The 15,482-nt window shown below is 66.7% G+C and carries 13 protein-coding genes; 9 read left to right on the top strand and 4 right to left on the bottom strand.

The features are described 5' to 3' along the window. Positions 1 to 88: 88 nt before the first annotated feature. Together panC and DB354_RS06275 are read left to right on the top strand one after the other, a co-directional pair. Positions 89 to 931 carry a pantoate--beta-alanine ligase gene (panC, locus tag DB354_RS06280; protein WP_107834590.1) on the top strand — a complete coding sequence of 281 codons (843 nt, stop codon included), beginning with the start codon at positions 89 to 91 and terminating at the stop codon, positions 929 to 931. Positions 932 to 1,076: 145 nt separating this feature from the next. Continuing rightward, on the top strand, positions 1,077 to 2,000 hold the full coding sequence (locus DB354_RS06275) for a phosphodiester glycosidase family protein (RefSeq protein WP_107834589.1): 924 nt from the start codon (positions 1,077 to 1,079) through the stop codon (positions 1,998 to 2,000). Positions 2,001 to 2,208: 208 nt separating this feature from the next. Here DB354_RS06275 and DB354_RS06270 read toward each other — a convergent pair whose 3' ends face one another. Genes DB354_RS06270 through DB354_RS06260 form a run of 3 tightly spaced genes read right to left on the bottom strand, consistent with a single transcriptional unit; the run spans position 2,209 to position 3,301 of the window. After that, positions 2,209 to 2,856, bottom strand: a complete 648-nt coding sequence (locus DB354_RS06270) for a GrpB family protein (RefSeq protein ID WP_107834588.1) — start codon at positions 2,854 to 2,856, stop codon at positions 2,209 to 2,211. Continuing rightward, positions 2,853 to 3,050 (bottom strand): hypothetical protein, encoded by a 198-nt coding sequence (locus DB354_RS06265; RefSeq protein WP_107834587.1) that lies wholly within the window; start codon positions 3,048 to 3,050, stop codon positions 2,853 to 2,855. Before DB354_RS06265 ends, DB354_RS06270 begins: the two co-directional genes overlap by 4 nt. Further along, the gene (locus DB354_RS06260; protein ID WP_107834586.1) at positions 3,047 to 3,301 is read right to left on the bottom strand and encodes a hypothetical protein; all 255 of its coding nucleotides are present in this window, start codon (positions 3,299 to 3,301) and stop codon (positions 3,047 to 3,049) included. Before DB354_RS06260 ends, DB354_RS06265 begins: the two co-directional genes overlap by 4 nt. Before the next feature lie 338 nt (positions 3,302 to 3,639). Between DB354_RS06260 and DB354_RS06255 the strand changes: the two genes are divergently transcribed. The 4 genes from DB354_RS06255 to DB354_RS06240 all read left to right on the top strand — a co-directional run bounded on the left by DB354_RS06255 (position 3,640) and on the right by DB354_RS06240 (position 10,432). Next, a complete protein-coding gene (locus tag DB354_RS06255) occupies positions 3,640 to 5,010 on the top strand; it encodes an MFS transporter (protein WP_107834585.1) in 1,371 nt (456 codons plus the stop codon). A 182-nt stretch (positions 5,011 to 5,192) separates the two neighbouring features. Beyond that, positions 5,193 to 7,517, top strand: coding sequence for a TonB-dependent receptor (locus tag DB354_RS06250; RefSeq protein WP_107834584.1), 2,325 nt, complete (start codon positions 5,193 to 5,195; stop codon positions 7,515 to 7,517). Positions 7,518 to 7,812: 295 nt separating this feature from the next. Continuing rightward, positions 7,813 to 9,312 (top strand): hypothetical protein, encoded by a 1,500-nt coding sequence (locus DB354_RS06245; protein WP_146180132.1) that lies wholly within the window; start codon positions 7,813 to 7,815, stop codon positions 9,310 to 9,312. Between the two features lie 256 nt (positions 9,313 to 9,568). Then, entirely contained in the window at positions 9,569 to 10,432 is an 864-nt protein-coding gene (locus DB354_RS06240) for an alpha/beta hydrolase (RefSeq protein WP_158277391.1), read from the top strand. Here the strand turns inward: DB354_RS06240 and DB354_RS06235 are convergent. Next, positions 10,429 to 11,517 (bottom strand): substrate-binding domain-containing protein, encoded by a 1,089-nt coding sequence (locus DB354_RS06235; RefSeq protein WP_146180131.1) that lies wholly within the window; start codon positions 11,515 to 11,517, stop codon positions 10,429 to 10,431. The two genes, DB354_RS06240 and DB354_RS06235, sit on opposite strands and share 4 nt — an antisense overlap. Positions 11,518 to 11,696: 179 nt before the next feature. Between DB354_RS06235 and DB354_RS06230 the strand changes: the two genes are divergently transcribed. The 3 genes from DB354_RS06230 to DB354_RS06220 all read left to right on the top strand — a co-directional run bounded on the left by DB354_RS06230 (position 11,697) and on the right by DB354_RS06220 (position 15,371). After that, on the top strand, positions 11,697 to 12,560 hold the full coding sequence (locus tag DB354_RS06230; protein WP_107834580.1) for an aldolase/citrate lyase family protein: 864 nt from the start codon (positions 11,697 to 11,699) through the stop codon (positions 12,558 to 12,560). An 18-nt stretch (positions 12,561 to 12,578) separates the two neighbouring features. Then, positions 12,579 to 14,204: an FAD-dependent oxidoreductase gene (locus tag DB354_RS06225; protein ID WP_199226803.1), complete on the top strand. Its 1,626-nt coding sequence runs from the start codon at positions 12,579 to 12,581 to the stop codon at positions 14,202 to 14,204. A gap of 126 nt (positions 14,205 to 14,330) precedes the next feature. Beyond that, on the top strand, positions 14,331 to 15,371 hold the full coding sequence (locus DB354_RS06220; protein WP_146180130.1) for a hypothetical protein: 1,041 nt from the start codon (positions 14,331 to 14,333) through the stop codon (positions 15,369 to 15,371). The last annotated feature ends 111 nt before the right edge of the window (positions 15,372 to 15,482 follow it).

Genomic DNA, 15,482 nt, shown 5'->3' with positions numbered 1-15,482 from the left:
AACGACAGGTGCGGGTGGGCGAAAAACTTGAACAAACCCTTCGCCCTCCGTTATTCAAGTCCACGTTTCCCCCTCCCGCCTGCGCCCCATGCTTAAAATCGAATCTGTATCGGAGATGCGCTCGTATGCTGCCCAGTTGCGAGCAGCCGGGCAAACGATTGCGCTCGTCCCTACCCAGGGAGCGCTGCACGCCGGGCAGGAAGGACTGATCCGGGCGGCGGCGCAGAGGGCCGACAGCGTGGTGGTCTCAATCTTCGTCAACCCGCTGCAGTTTCCACCGAACGAGATCGTGGCGCGCTACCCGCGGAGCCTCGAGGCGGACTTCGCCCTGTGCGAGCGCTGCGGCGCGCACGTGGCTTTCGTTCCGGCGGCGGAGGAGATCTATCCGAAGGGTTTCTCGACCTATGTCGTCGAGGAGCACGTGGCGAAGCCGCTGGACGGCGTGTCGCGGCCGACGCACTTCCGCGGCGTCACGACGCTGATGGCGAAGCTCATCAACATCATTCACCCGACGTTTGCGTTCTTCGGGCAGAAGACGGCGCAGCGGGCGGCGGTGGTGCGCAAGATGTGTGACGACCTTGGTTTCCCGGTCGAAGTGATCGTGGAGCCGACGGTGCGCGAGCCGGATGGACTGGCCGCGGGGGTGCACAATCGGAGCCTGACCGTGGCGCAGCGCATCGACGCGGTGGCGTTGCACGCGGCGGTGGAGAAAGCCCGGACGATGGTGGCGGGAGGCGTGCGCAGCCCGGACCGCATCGTGGCGGAGGCGACGCACATCCTGGGCGAGCGGCGCCGCATCCGCGTCATCTACATTTCCATTGTCGACCCGGTGACGCTCGAGGCGCAGCGCGAGGTCGTGCCGGGGCACTCGATGCTGGCGATCGCGGTGTGGATCGACGAAGTGCGGCTGCTCGACAACGTGCTGCTGTAGCGCGGACGGCCGCGCAGGCGGGAGCAGGCCCGGGCCGGCAGCGGGCCGCAGCCGGCGCTTGCGACTGCGCGGGATCCTTCAAACGTGTCGCGCTCGTCGCCGGCTCCGCGCGACGCGGTGCCCGCGACCTCTCCTTTCCTTTCCCATGTCTGATTCCTCTCTTCTCTCCCGAATTCGGACCGGCGGCTTCGCGCTCGTGATGCTGGCCGGGGTATTTACCGGCGGCGCCGCGCGCGCCGAGGTGAAAGTCGGCGGCTGGACACCGATTTTCCAAGGCGTCGAGTTTGCGACGGGCGAGGCCGATGAGAAGGAGCCGCGGCTGCAGAAGGCGTTTGCGGTGCGGGTGGACCTGCGGGCGCCGGGGATCGAGTTCCTGGCGACGCCGGACAACGGGGATGCTCCGCTCGAAACGACGAGCGAGACGCCGAATGATTTCCTTGTGCGGCACAAGCTGCAGGTCGCGATCAATGCAAACTTCTACGAGCCCTGCTGCGAGCCCGGGAACAAGAACCTGCTGGGGCTGGCGATGTCGCGCGGCGTGCTGGTGTCGCCGCCGGCGGCGACGGGCACCGGCGCGGCGGTGCTGCTGATCACGCGGGACAATCACGCGACGATCACGACGACGGCCAAGCCAATCGCGGTGGAGAAGTATTGGACGGCGGTGGCGGGCTCGGAGCGGGTGTTGATCGACGGGGTGAAGCCGGTGTTCAAGCCAACGAAGTTTAACACGACGGAGCATCCGCGGAGCGCGGTCGGCATTTCGAAGGACGGCCGTTACCTGATCCTGCTGGCGATCGATGGCCGGCAGCCCGGGTACAGCATTGGCGCGCCGATGGACGACGTGGCGGCGTGGCTGCTGCGCTTCGGGGCGTGGCAGGGATTGAATCTGGACGGCGGTGGATCGACGGCGCTGGTGCGGGCGAGTGAGGACGGCCCGATGCAGCTCAACAAGGTGAGTGGGGCGGGGAAACCGCACGGCGACCAGAGCGACTTCGAGGTGGTGAAGCGCGTGCAGCGTTCGAACGGCAATCACCTCGGGGTGTTTGCTCGGCCGCTGGCGCGGCGCTGAGCGCGGTGCGCTCAGCGCAAGGGCTGAAAGGCTGAAGCCGGAGGCCAGAGGCCGGAAGTCGGAAGCCAGAAGTCGGAAGCCGGAAGCCAGAAATCAGGTGTCGGAGGTCAGATGTCGGGTGGCGGAAGCCGAAGATCAGGAGCCTCCTCCGAGCTCTGTGATCCGCCGAATCAGCCAGTCTGCTCCGTGGCCTCGGTGTCTCCGTGGTTCATTCCAGGTCGCACACCTGAGGCCGGATGCCAGAAGCCAGAAGACGGTCAGGGGCCCGATCTGACCTCTGATTTCTGACCTCTGCCCTGGCCTGGTTGGTGACGGCGACGACGAAGGCGGTCTTTTCGCGGGTGTAGCGGACGCGGTCGTCGGGGAACTCGGCGGCGAGGCGGAGCTTGAGGGCGGCGTACGCGGCGGCCGTTTCAGGGTGCTGGCGCAGGTAGTCGCGGAAGAGGAGTCGGTCCCAGTGTTCGAAGTGGGGCTCGACGAAATGCAGGTGGTGGGTGCGTTGGCCGGCAGCGTCGCGCTTGATGAACCACGCATAGAAGGGCGGGCCGGCGTCCCCGTGGGTGGCGCGCCAGAAATAGTCGTAGCCGAGCGATTCCAGCATGGGGGCGATCTCGACTTGGGTACGGGCGAGCGAGCGGACGCCGACGAGGAGGTCGATGACCGGCTTGGCGGCAAGGCCGGGGACGGCAGTGCTGCCGAAATGCTCGATGCGCGTGATCAGGTCGCCGGGAAAACGCTCCCGGAGGAAGGCGCGCTCGGCCTCAAAGCGTCCCGGCCAGGCGGGATCGTAAGGGACGACTTCGATCCGATCGCGCAGGACGCGCTGAACCTTCTCGTGGAGCGACTCCGAACTCATCGAGCCGCATGACGGGAGAGTTCGGCGAGGATCGAAGCGGGAATGGGGCGGCAGGCACAGGCCTGGGTGTGGGCGACGTGCCAGGCGACGCGCTGCGCGGTACTGGGGTTCTTGGGCATCCGGTTGGCGCGATGCCAGTCGGCGTTGAGCCGTGGGCGCTGGTCGGCAGAGGCGGTGGAACCACGCGGCTTCATTTTGGGAAGAGACGTTGGACGATGGGTTCGGCGCGGGCGACGGCGGCCTCGGGCACGAACACCAGGATTTTGGGTAGGGCGGGGCACATGCCGAGAGAGCGCTGGAACTGGAGGTTGTCCTGATTCACGTCGAGGGCATCTTCCTCGAGTTCGTAGGTGATGCCCTCGGCTTCGAGGGCGGGGACGAGCTTCTCGACCTCAGGCGCATCGAAGGCGCCGATCTGATGCAGCATTTCGTCTGAGTCCGGCATGGGAGGGCGGGGGTTGAGGGTTGGAGCGGAAGGTATGCTGGAAGACAGAAGGCGGAAAGCGGAAATCAGATGTCAGACGTCAGAGGTCAGATGTCAGAGGCCGAAGGCCGAAGGACGGAGGACGGAAGACAGAAGCCAGAAGCCGGAAGCCGGAAGCCGGAGGACGGTTTTCGCGGTAGCGAAAACCGGCGCGAACGATGCCGAGGCCCTCAATCCCTCAATCGCCCGAGAGAAAGAGAAAGAGGAAGAGTAAGAGTAAGAGGTGGCCGGTGGTACCCACAGGGGACCAAAAAACCGGCCTTTCGATTGCGGAGGTAGGCGAGCAAGGCTTCCTGCCCATGATGCCGAATCAGAGTCACACGCCGACGACAGGGGAGATCGAGGCCTTGGGCCGCGGTCGGAGGCGGACGGCGTGGCACTTTGCGCCCTGCATTGGAACGTGGCAGGGACTCATCAATCCGGTGATCGTTTCGGTGCCCACGGTGCTGTTGAAATCGATGGGCTATTCGAACGCGGTGATTGGATACGCCACGCTCGCCACGTTGCCGATGGCGTTGAAGTTTCTGCTGGGGCCCATGGTGGACGCGCATCAGACGCGGCGATGGTGGTCGATCCAGTCCGGCCTGTGGCTCATCGGCTGCGTCTTCCTCCTGGCGGGCGCGCTGATGCTGCCGACGTTTTCACTCTGGGTGTACCTCGCGGCCCTCGCCGTGCTCGCGGTGGTGAAGTCGATCCAACAGATCGCGCTGCAGGGGTTCTTCACGGTGGCCCTGACAAAGTCGGAGCAGGCGCTGTTTGCAGGGTTGGATCCGGTGTGGGGCCGGGCGGCCTCGATTTTTACCGGTTCGGTGCTGCTGGCGATCGCGGGAGCGGTGGGCGATCGCTATGGCAGTCCGCGCATCACGTGGGCGGTCTATTTTGCCGGGCTCGTGGCGGTGTTTCTGCCGCTGTACTTCTACACGCGGGCGTTCTTCCCCCGGCCGCGCGCGGACTGCGCGCCGGATCCCGCAATGAAAGCGGCGCCGCTTCCCTTCTGGACGGCATTGCGTGGCTATCTGCAGTTGCCGGCGCTGCTGCCCGGCGTGGCCTACATGTTTTTCATGCGCTCGGGCGAGACCTTCCTCGCCAAGATGGGCATGGCGTTCCTGATGGATAAGCCGGAGCACGGCGGCTACGGGCTCAGCATCACGGAGGTGGGCGTCTTCACCGCGGTGATGACGGTTTGTGCCATCAGCGGTGGGGCGATCTCGGGCGTGTTGCTGAAGAAGTACGGGCTGCGCCGGGTGGTGTGGCCATTCTCGATTCTGGCGGTGCTGCCCAACGCGATCTACGTCTACCTCGCGTTGACGAACCAGGCCGGACGCGAACTCGTGCAATGGGACCTGAGCGCCTTCGGGATGGGGGTGTGGCACCTCGATTTTGTCCTGCTGGTGCTGCTGGGCCTCGAAAATTTCGGCTTCGGCCTCGGGTTCACGGTGATGAACTACTACATGTTCCGCATGGCGGCCGGTTCGAAATACCCGGCCTCCTATGTGGCTTTCAACGCGTCGGTGATCTACACGAGCTACATGCTGTTCGGCATGATCAGCGGGATTTGCCAGGAGTGGCTCGGGTATCCGCTCCTCTTTATCCTGAGCATCGTGGTTTCCCTGCCGGCGTTCGCCGCGATCCCATTCCTGAATTACGCGCTTGATGAGCGGAAGGAATAGGGCGCCGTGCCGCTCGCGGTGGCTGGTGGGTGGCCGGCGCCAGGGACGCTGGTCCCTTTCGGGGACCGGGAAGTTGCATTTGAGCGGAACGGTCGCCGCGGTTCGTCTCTCGCCCGCTTCAGAGTCGGGCGAGATCCCGCCCGCGCCAAAACGTCCGATCCCCTCGGAGCACCCCTTACGTCATGACCAGCCCATCGCACCCCAATCACCGCGGCCTCGCGCTCAACTCCCGTTTCACGGTTCCCGCCATCGCGCTTCTGGCCGCGCTGGCCGGTACGCCGTCGATCGCGCAGATGGCTCCGACTCCCGCTCGGACGAGCGAGCCTGATGAGACCATCGTGCTTTCGGAGTTCACAGTCCGGGCGGACGCACCCGACAGCTACACGGCGTCCGAGACCATCACGGGTTCCCGCGTGGCGGAGAAGATCATGAACCTGCCGTATACGGTGAACGTGCTGACGGCCGAGTTCATCGAGGATTTCGGCTTCTTCGATTTCGATGACGACTTCGCGTACACGAGCTCGTTCGGCGGTTACGATTCCGGCGGCGGCAGCGCAAACGTCCGCGGCCTCGCGGTCGGCAAATCGCTCCGGAATGGCTTTATGCGCATCGGCGTGGTGGATCGCGGTAACGTCGATCGCATCGAGGTCATCAAGGGGCCTTCCGCCGCGGTCTACGGCGAGGCCTTGCCCTCCGGCCTGATCAATATCGTGACCAAGAAGCCGAAGCTGCGGCCGGGGTACCGACTCTCGGTCACCGGCGGCACCAACGACCTGGCCCGCGTTGACGTGGACGCCACGGGCCGCCTGGGCAAGTCGGGCAAGACTGCCTATCTGCTGAACGGCTCGTTCTACGAGACGGGTTACGACCAGCCGTATGCGAAGATGCGGACGAAGATGCTGTCGGGCGCGATCTCGCACAAATTCCGGCCGACGACCACGCTGCTGCTCGAGTACGAGTTCATTGACCGGCACAACAACCCGATCGCGTTCGTGCCCGTCGCGCGACGCACGGTGGGCGGCAACTATCATGGGCGACTCGCGACCGAGATTGCAGGTTTCAACTGGTACGGTCCCGCGGAATCGACCGATCGCTCGGTGCGGACGCTCACCGGCACGTTCGAGCACAAGATCAGCGACGTCTGGTCGCTGCGGATGTCGGGCAACTGCTTCAACCGAAACGTCGTGGGCGTCTCCAACAACGTCACCGGCGGCGTGTCGCCGCATTACCAGATCGACGGCACCAATGCCGGGAAACTCATCGATCGGCTGCCGGCCTACGGCATCTCCATCGAGGATGGCGCCGGCTTCCAGGCCGACGTGGCGGCGCGGTACTGGCTCGCGAATCACCGGATCGAGAACCGCACGCTGCTCACCTTTGATTTTTCCACGTACTCGCGGCAGAACCCGCAATGGCGGGCGGCGGCGGGTACGGCGCTCACGGCGTCCGGCTTCGCCCGCATCATGGATCCGAAGAACCCGGTGTATTTCTGGCCGAGCCCGCAGGATTTTCCGGCGCTGTATCCGCTGTATCGCTGGGACAACAACCGGACGGACATCTACGGCCTCTTCCTCCGGCATCAGACGGCGTTCTGGAAGGGCCGCGCGATCGTGGTTGGCGGCGTGCGTTACGACCTGGTGAAAGAGGATCTCCGCCGGGAGACCGAGCAGCGCAAAGGCACGGGTCCGCTGAGCACGCTGGTGCGCGACCAGGACCACTACACGCCGAATATCGGGGTGAATGTGGGCGTCACCAAGAACGTGCGCGCCTATGTGAACTACGCGAAGTCGTTTTTCGTGAATTCGCAGAGCAACACGGCGCCGCAGGCCGGCGACGAGGTCGATGCGGTGAACGAGACCGGCTTTGGCTGGGACTACGGCATCAAGGGCGGATTCTTTGAGGAGAAACTCTCCTTCACGCTCGGCGGTTTCTACATCGTCCGGGAGAACATCAAGGTCACTGACGAGAACGGCGACTCGCGCCGGGTCGGTTCGATCCTCTCCCGCGGGGTTGAGCTCGATGCCAACTGGAACATCGGCATGGGCTTTAGCGCGCTGTTTGGCGGCGGCTACAACAAGGCCGTCTATACGGAAGCCGGCCGTGATCTCGATCTCGTGGGCCGGCAGATGGCCAGTGTGCCCGAAGAGAGCGCCTACCTGGCGCTGCGGAAGACCTGGTCGAGCGGTTGGCTCAAGGGCCTGAAGGCCAACCTGGGGGTGACGTACACGGGCGAGACCCATCCGTTCCCGGACCGCGGTGGCATCCTCACCAAGCTACCTGATGGCTCGCAGGTCACGATCAGCCATAGCGGTTACCGTGACATCCTCATTCCGGCCTACTACTCGACGCGCGCCGGCGTTTCCTATTCGTGGCGGCCAAAACGCTCCAAGTGGACGCACAGCGTGGCGGTGAACGCGACGAACCTCCTGGACGACGATGCAATCCTGCGGAGTCGCCGGGTGATGGAGTCGTTTGGGGCGTCGATCACGTACACGGTGAAGTACTAGAAGAGAAGGCTGAAGGCCGGAGGACGGAAGCCAGAAGCCAGAAGCCAGAAACCGGAAGGCGGAGGACGGAAGTCAGATGCCGGAGGTCAGAGGCCAGAGGCCAGAAGTCAGAAGTCAGATGTCAGAAGCCGGAAGTCAGGTGACGGCGGTCGTATCAAGGGGACGGACGCGATGGAGCGGTTGGTGGCGACGGGCAGCCACACGGATACGCCGGTATGACGCCAGTGGTCGCAGCGGCGACCGGACCTTTGTCCTGCTTTCTCTCCGACATTCACCCTCTATCACCATCACTCTCATGATCCCGCGTTCTCTTCTCCGACTATTGGTCGGACTGATTGGTGTCGTTGGCTTGGGCACCATCGTGGCCGCCGCGCGTGGTGTGCCTACGACGGTGCCGCGGGAGCGGATGCAGGCGGTATATGAGGAGCTGAAGACGCCCTACAAATGGGGGCCGGTGCTGAATGGGCCGAATGGAACCCGGGTCGATAACCCGCGCGTGTTCCGGGCGAAGGACACCTGGTACATGACCTACAACCATGTGGAGGGATCAGGTGGCTATGAAGGTTGGCTCGCCACCAGTGACGACCTCGTGCGTTGGACGCTGCGTGGGCGGATCCTGGCAAAGGGCAGCGGCGGATGGGACACCGGAAGCGTGGGTGTGTACCTCGGGTTGCAGTCACTTGACGTCGATCGCGCCTACCTGCCCGAGACGTTCGAGGGGCGGTATTGGCTGTCGTACATCGGCGGGCGCAAGGACGGTTTCGAAGCTTACCCGCTGAACATCGGGCTGGCGTCAACGGACGATCCGGCCCGCGTGGACGGCTGGCGTCGGCTGCCGGAAAACCCGATCCTGGCGGTGGACAATCCCGACGTCGGCTGGTGGGAAAACCGCGTCCAGTTCGCGAGTCAGCTGGTGCGCGACCCGGCCCGTAAACTCGGCTATGAGTTTCTGCTGTTCTACAACGCGAAAGGGCGGCGGGATAACGTGGAGCGAATCGGAGTGGCGGGTTCGCATGACCTGCGCCATTGGCAGCGACCGCTGCGCGACCCAATCGTGGCCGGCGATCCAGACTTCCGCATCAGCGGGGATCCCCAGCTGCTCCAGATGGGCGACCTGTACGTGCTCCTGTACTTCCGCGGCGTGCCGGCGCAGGAGGAGGTGGGCGATCACGAGACGTTTGCCTGCTCCTACGACCTGGTGCACTGGACGCCGTGGACGGGAACGGGGCTGACGCGGGTGCGGGAACCCTGGGAGGGGCGGTCGGCCGCGCACAAGCCATGGGTGTTTCGCTGGCAGGGCGTGGTGTACCACTTCTTCAATTACACGCATGTGATCGACAAGAAGCCGTATGGCGGCATCGGCCTCGCGACCTCGCGGTTCATCGGGAAGAGCTACCAGTGCGAGGAACTGGAGATCGACCGCGCGGATGGCGGCTATGTTGTCGTGCCCGGGATGAAGCTGGCCGGGTATCGCGGCGTGGAGTTCCGCGGCCGCCAGGCCGGAGACGCGATCCGCTTCGTCGTCGAGGTGCCGGAGGCGGGCGAGTACGACCTGCGACTTGGCCTGCTGGCCGAAGGCAATGGTCCCCGTTTTCGTGCCCTCCTAGACGACGCGCCGCTCGGGGGCGTGCTCCAGCCGGCATCGGAGCCGACGATGCGCACCGAGTGTGGACTCGGGGTGGCGAAGCTGGATCGGGCTGGTGCGCACCGGCTGACGCTCGTGCTTGAAGACGACGCGCTGAGGTCGGGTGGCGGATACCTGGTGCTCGACAGCATCGAGTGCAGGAAACGCTGAGGACGGCGCGGGAGGCCGGAAGCCGGAGGCCGGAAACGGGGGACGCAGGACGGAGGCCGGAAGCCGGAAGCCGGAGCCCGGATGCCGGAAACTGGGGGACGGAGGCCTGAAGCAAGACCGGACCGGTCAAGGGTGAAACCGGCAACTGAAGTTCGGAGGCTGGGACGGAAGGCGAGGTGTAACCACGAATGAACACGAAGGGACACGAATGAAGAATGGGGCCAGTCAACGGGGCATAGGGTTTAGGTCTTGCTGGATGCTCAGCGTGATGGCACTGGGAGCGGTCGTCGGGTGGGCGGGACCGGCGAAGGCACCCCCGGTGGGCTCGATCAACACGCAGATCGTGAATCTCTGGCCGGACGGGAGCCCGAACAATCCCGAGGACGGGCCGCGTCCGGCGATGGAGATGTTCCTGCCGTTCGTCGACGGGCAGGACGCGACGATCGTGATCCTGCCGGGCGGCGGGTATGGGAGCCTGAGCCCGTACGAGCGGCTCTTCGCGGAGTATTTCCGCGGGCTCGGCTACCGCGCGGCGGTGGTGCGGTACCGCGTGGCGCCGCATCGGTATCCGGCGCCGTACGCCGATGCGGCGCGGGCGATCCGGCTGTTGCGCCAGGGCAGGTCGCCGGAGTTCGCCGCGGCGCGGAAGCTGATCCTGATGGGCGGGAGTGCGGGAGGCCACCTGGCGGCGCTGGTGGCGACGCGCCCGGAGCTGTACCGGGATCCTGGTGACGACCTCGCGATGAAGGTGTCGGCGCGACCGGATCGGCTGGTCCTGGCCTATCCGGTGATCTCCGCGGTGGAGAACTTCGCGTCGCCGTTGTCGTTTTCGCGGCTGCTGGGCGACAACCCGCCCGGGGACCTGTGCGAGGCGGTTTCGCCGGAGCGGCACGTGACGGCGGAGAACCCGCCGGTATTCCTCTTCCACGCGGCGGACGATCGGCAGGCGTCCGTTGAGAACAGCCTGCTCTTTGCGCGCGCGTGTTGGCGGGCGGGAGTGCCGGCGGAGCTGCACGTGTTTCCGCGGGGTGGGCACGGCCGGTTGTTTGCCTACGGGCCGGACGTGAGCGGGCGCTGGCGGGAACTGCTCCAGCAGTGGCTGGCGCAGGAGCTGCGTTAGCTCGTCACGGATGGCGAGGCGGGCGGACCGACGGAAGCGCCGCGCACGAAGTCGGGCATGATTCGCACCTCGAAGCGTTCGGCGTGGCCCTGACTCTGGATGCGTTTGATTGCCTGGTGCAGCGCGGCGGCGAACTTGACCGGGCGGATAGCGTAGCGCGTCGGGACCGGATGGAGGTGGGAAAGAAACGGCTCTTCGTCGCGGGAGATGAGCGAGACCTCGTGCGGCACCCGGCGACCCTGCTGGGCGAGGGCGCTCAGCACGGTGAGATAGGAGAAGGAGTTGGAGAGCAGGAACCCGGTGGGCGGCGTGGGCAGCGCCTGGAGCCGGCGGAGTTCCCGCATGACGGCGGCGGGACCCTTGGCGGGCCGGCAGATCAGCGGGGCGGCGGCATCGGCAGAGGTGGCGACGCCCTCGCGGAAACCGCGCTCGCTGTTGTCGTCACCCGCATGGCCGGCCTGTTCGAGGAACAGGGCGAGCCGGCGGTGGCCCTGGCGCAGGAAGGTGAGGGCGGCGTGGCGGCAGAGGGCGTGGTGGTCGATGTCGACGCTCGGCAGCGCGATGCCGGCGTGGGCGGAGCCGGCCACGACAGCGGGCACGCGGTTCTGTTCGAACCATTGCTGGAGGGTGCGGTGGGACCGGGCGAGGATCCAGCAGCGGGCGGGGTGGGAGTCGACGAGGCGGCGAAGGGAGCGCCCGGCGCGGGAACCGAAGAATTTCGACCCGACGATCACCTCGAGGGGCGTGCCGCTCTCATGCAGGAGGGCCATGAGGTGGTTGACCCAGAGGACGGTAAATGGGCGCGCGCCCTCGAGCGGCTCGGGCAGCAGCAGCGCGACTTTGGGCGCGGGCGGGCGCGGGGCGGCCCGGTCCGGCTGGGCGAGGGTGCTGGCACGGCTGCGCGCGGTGTGCACGAGCCCCGCGCTGCGGAGCAAGGCCAGTGCACGTCGGATCGTCTTGCGACTCACGTTGAGCCGCTCGGCGAGCTGGCGCTCGCCGGGGAGGGAACGCCCCCAGGTCCCGGCCTCGATCTCGCCGCGGAGCACGTCGGCGACCTGCATGGCAATGGATTGGAACGCGGGCACGGCGGCGGAGCCTCGCGCCGGAGCGGGATTTGGCAACGCCGGATCGAGTGGTCACCTCCGGGGACCAGGAGGCGAGCATTGGCCCGGGGACCGGCCGGCCGTTTCGTCGCGGCGCTGCGCTGACGGCTTCGCGAATCCACCCCGTTGGTGGGAACGCGCGGGCCGCGGGAGCACTGCCCATGACCGCCCTTTCGCCTCAGAACCACGCGCTGGCCAAGCTGCGGGCCAACGAGCCGGTGAAGCTGTATGTGACCGGCAACTTCGCCACGCCACGGCACATCGATTTCATCTGCCGCTCCGGCGTCTTCGACGCCATCTGGCTCGATCTCGAGCACTTCGACCTGAGCACGCAGGACGTGGCGGTGTTGAACCTCGTGGCGCGGGCATTTCCCGTGACGATGATCGCGCGCTTCAAGGCGGCGGACTACCAGACCGTGATGCGGATCCTGGAGACAGGCGTGGGCGGGATCATGTGCTCGATGGTGAACAGCGCGGAGGAGGCGCGACAAATCGTGCAGTGGGCGAAGTTCAACAACCCGAATCCCGCTCCGGGAGAGGTGACTGGCGCACGCGGCTGGAACGGCGGCAACATCGATGGGGCGTACGCGACGCTGCCGGCGCTGGAGTACATCCGGCACCAGAACACGCAGACGATGATCATCTGCCAGATCGAGACCGAGGCCGCGGTGGCGGAGGCGGCGGCGATCGCGGCGGTGCCTGGCGTGGATGGGCTTTTCTTCGGCCCCGGCGACTATTCGGTGGCGGTTGGGCGGCCGGGGCAGATCGACCACGAGCTGGTGCGCGCCGGCATGGCCAGAGTCGCTGAGGCGGCGGCGGCAGCCGGCAAGTGGTGGGGAACGGTGGCGGTGGGTCCGGCGATGTGGGAGCGCGTGCGCGGACTGGGCGCGCGGCTGATTTCGCCCGGCGGCGACATCAAGGTCATGCAGTACGGCATCCGCGAACTGGCGAAGACCTTCGGCGGCGTGCCGGCGGTCTCGACGACCCCGCCGCCCGCACCTGGCGGCGCGCGGCTGGGCTACTGAGCGAACGGAGTCGCGACGATGGAAACCCTGACGGCGGATGTGGCGGTGATTGGCGGAGGCGTGGGCGGCTGCGCCGCCGCGCTTGCGGTGGCCGAGGCCGGGCGCACCGTGGTCCTCACCGAGGAGACGGCGTGGATTGGCGGCCAGTTCACTTCGCAGGCGGTGCCGCCGGATGAGCACGGCTGGATTGAGCGCTTTGGCTGCACGCGCAATTACCGGCGGTTCCGGGAAGGCGTGCGGGCGTACTATCGGGAGCACTACCCACTGACGCCGGAGGCCCGGGAAAATCCGCGGCTCAATCCGGGCAACGGTTGGGTTTCTCCGCTGTGCCATGAGCCGCGGGTCGCGCTGGCGGTGCTGGAGGCGATGCTGGCGCCGCATGTCTCCAGCGGGCGCGTGCGGGTGCTGCGTCACCACCGGCCGATCGCCGTGCGCGGCGCCGGTGCCGACCGGATCGAAGCGGTGGTGTTGCGGGCGGGACGCAGCGGTCGGGAGACCGTGGTGCGGGCACCCTATTTTCTGGATGCGACGGAGAATGGCGACCTGCTGCCGCTGGCGCAGGTGGAGTACGTCACGGGTGCCGAGGCGCGTGCGCAGACGGGAGAGCCAAGCGCGCCGGAGGAGGCGGCCCCGCGCAACGTCCAGGCGTTCTCGATGTGCTTCGTGCTCGAGGAGCATCGCGGCGAGGACCACGTCATCCCGGCGCCGGAACGCTATGATTTCTGGCGGACGTATGTGCCGCGGCTGTCACCGGCGTGGCCGGGGCCGCTGCTCGGTTGGGCGGGACTGAACCCGAGGACGATGCAGCTGATGCGGTACAACTTTGACCCGCATCAGGAGAAGCCGGGGCTGTTCTCGGGACTCTGGGCGTTTCGGCGCATCATCGACCGCGCGCAGTTCGAGGCCGGGGCGTACGCGAGCGACGTGTGCCTGGTGAACTGGCCGATGATCGACTATCTCGAAGGCGACCTACTCAGCGTCGACGACGCCACCCGGGCGGCGCGGATTTGGGATGCGAAGCAACTGAGTCTTTCGATGGTGCGCTGGCTGCAAACGGAGGCTCCGCGTCCGGATGGCGGCGCGGGTTGGCCGGGGTTGCGGTTGCGGCCGGACCTGCTCGGGACTGATGATGGGCTGGCGATGGCGCCGTATATTCGCGAGGCGCGGCGCATTCGTGCCGTGAAGACGATTGTGGAGCAGGACGTGTCGGCCCGTTTTCGGCCCGGCGAGACACTGGCGGAGCGATACCCGGACTCGGTGGGCATCGGTTACTATCGCATCGACCTGCACCCATCGACCGGCGGCGACAACTACATCGACGTGCCCTCGCTGCCGTTCCGGATCCCGCTGGGGGCGTTGATTCCGGTGCGGGTGGATAACGTGCTGCCGGCGGCGAAGAATATTGGCACCACGCACCTCACCAACGGCTGCTATCGGCTGCACCCGGTGGAGTGGAACATCGGCGAGGCGGCGGGGGCGCTTTGCGCGTACTGCCTGGAGCGGGGGCTGACTCCGAGAGCGGTGCAGGCTGATGCCGAACGCACGCGGGCGTTCCAGGTCCACCTTGAGGCGCGGGGCGTGGAACTGGTGTGGCCTGAGGACGTGAATCTCGACGACGGCGATCCGCATGCGCATGCGCGATGAGGATTGGAAACGCGGGGCAGGCGTCCGTGCCGGCCTGATGCCGTGACTTCGTTTTCGGCGTCAGGCTGCCCTCTTCGCGCCGCGCGAGTCGCCGGCGGCGGTCTGGCCATGGTGCTCTTCCTCTTTATGCTGCCGTCTACGTTCTCCTCGTCGCCCGAGCTTCTGGTGCCTCATCTGACCTGGCGGGAGATGGCGCCCTTGCCCGACCCGGTGGGGCGCAAAGGCATGTATGCGGGCGTGACGGGCGGGCAGTTGGTGTTGGCGGGCGGGTCCAATTTCCCCGTCGCACCCCGTGCAGGGGGAATGAAGACCTTTTACCGCAGCGGGTTCGTGCGTCCCGTCGGCGGCGCTGATCAATGGAGCTACGTGAGCGACCTGCTGCCGGTGGCGGCAGGTGAAGGCGCGACGGTGCAGACCGAGGCGGGCGTGGTCTGCCTCGGGGGGCACAACGGCACGACGCCGATCGCCGACGTCCGGCTGCTGACGTGGAACCCGGCAGAGGGACGGTGCGCGGTGCGCGTGTTGCCCCGGCTGCGGGTCGCGGTGGCGAACGCGGCTGCGGTGCTGGCGCGGGGTTGGATCTACGTGGCGGGGGGCGAATCGGCGCATGGCACCCTGGCGACGCTTTGGCGGTTGAATCTGGCGAATGCGCTCGTTGACCCGGCTGTGGTGTGGGAGTCGCGCACCGGCTGGCCGGGCTTGCCACGGCACGGTTGCTTCCTGGCGGCGGTGACGACGCCGCTTGGCGAACGGCTCGTCCTCGGCGGTGGCATCGCCGGTCCGGCCCGAAAGCAGGCGGACTACCTGCGGGACGTGTATCAGTATGATCCGGACGAAGACGCATGGACGCGGGCGACGGTGCTTCCGCGCGGTGCCGTGCTCGGCGCGGTGGTGCCAATGACACCGGACCGATTCCTGCTCCTGGGGGGATCGGACGGACACGATTTCGAACGCATCAAAGAACTGGGGGAGCGGTACCGGTTGCCGAGTGAGATCCTGGCGTACGACAGCGGCACCGACCGCTGGACGCGGGCGGGCGAGATGCCGCTCGGCGTGGTGGGAGCCAGCGTAGCGGAGATCCCGACAGGATGGGTGATCGCCGGTGGCGAGTACTCGCCCGGTCGGCGAACGCAGCGCGTTTTCGAACTGCGTCTCGTAGGAAAGTGATCCGGAGACGAGGCCGGCGATGAGGGCAGCGGGAAGGGGCGCCGAGCAACGAACGGACCGAGCCGACGGACGAGACGGCTTTGCGGCGGCTGGCTCCAGTTCGAGGCCTTA

The organism is Opitutus sp. ER46, from assembly GCF_003054705.1.
In the GTDB taxonomy this organism is placed as follows: Bacteria; Verrucomicrobiota; Verrucomicrobiia; order Opitutales; family Opitutaceae; genus ER46.
The sequence above is the reverse complement of the archived record's forward strand: the minus strand, read 5'-3'. Positions and strand labels throughout refer to the sequence as shown.

Coding starts and splice junctions, on each gene's coding strand:
- panC (WP_107834590.1), top strand. CDS start 89: ATGCTTAAAATCGAATCTGTATCGGAGATGCGCTCGTATGCTGCCCAG.
- DB354_RS06255 (WP_107834585.1), top strand. CDS start 3,640: ATGATGCCGAATCAGAGTCACACGCCGACGACAGGGGAGATCGAGGCC.
- DB354_RS06245 (WP_146180132.1), top strand. CDS start 7,813: ATGATCCCGCGTTCTCTTCTCCGACTATTGGTCGGACTGATTGGTGTC.
- DB354_RS06230 (WP_107834580.1), top strand. CDS start 11,697: ATGACCGCCCTTTCGCCTCAGAACCACGCGCTGGCCAAGCTGCGGGCC.
- DB354_RS06260 (WP_107834586.1), bottom strand. CDS start 3,301: ATGCCGGACTCAGACGAAATGCTGCATCAGATCGGCGCCTTCGATGCG.
- DB354_RS06275 (WP_107834589.1), top strand. CDS start 1,077: ATGTCTGATTCCTCTCTTCTCTCCCGAATTCGGACCGGCGGCTTCGCG.
- DB354_RS06265 (WP_107834587.1), bottom strand. CDS start 3,050: ATGAAGCCGCGTGGTTCCACCGCCTCTGCCGACCAGCGCCCACGGCTC.
- DB354_RS06270 (WP_107834588.1), bottom strand. CDS start 2,856: ATGAGTTCGGAGTCGCTCCACGAGAAGGTTCAGCGCGTCCTGCGCGAT.
- DB354_RS06225 (WP_199226803.1), top strand. CDS start 12,579: ATGGAAACCCTGACGGCGGATGTGGCGGTGATTGGCGGAGGCGTGGGC.
- DB354_RS06220 (WP_146180130.1), top strand. CDS start 14,331: ATGCTGCCGTCTACGTTCTCCTCGTCGCCCGAGCTTCTGGTGCCTCAT.
- DB354_RS06240 (WP_158277391.1), top strand. CDS start 9,569: ATGCTCAGCGTGATGGCACTGGGAGCGGTCGTCGGGTGGGCGGGACCG.
- DB354_RS06250 (WP_107834584.1), top strand. CDS start 5,193: ATGACCAGCCCATCGCACCCCAATCACCGCGGCCTCGCGCTCAACTCC.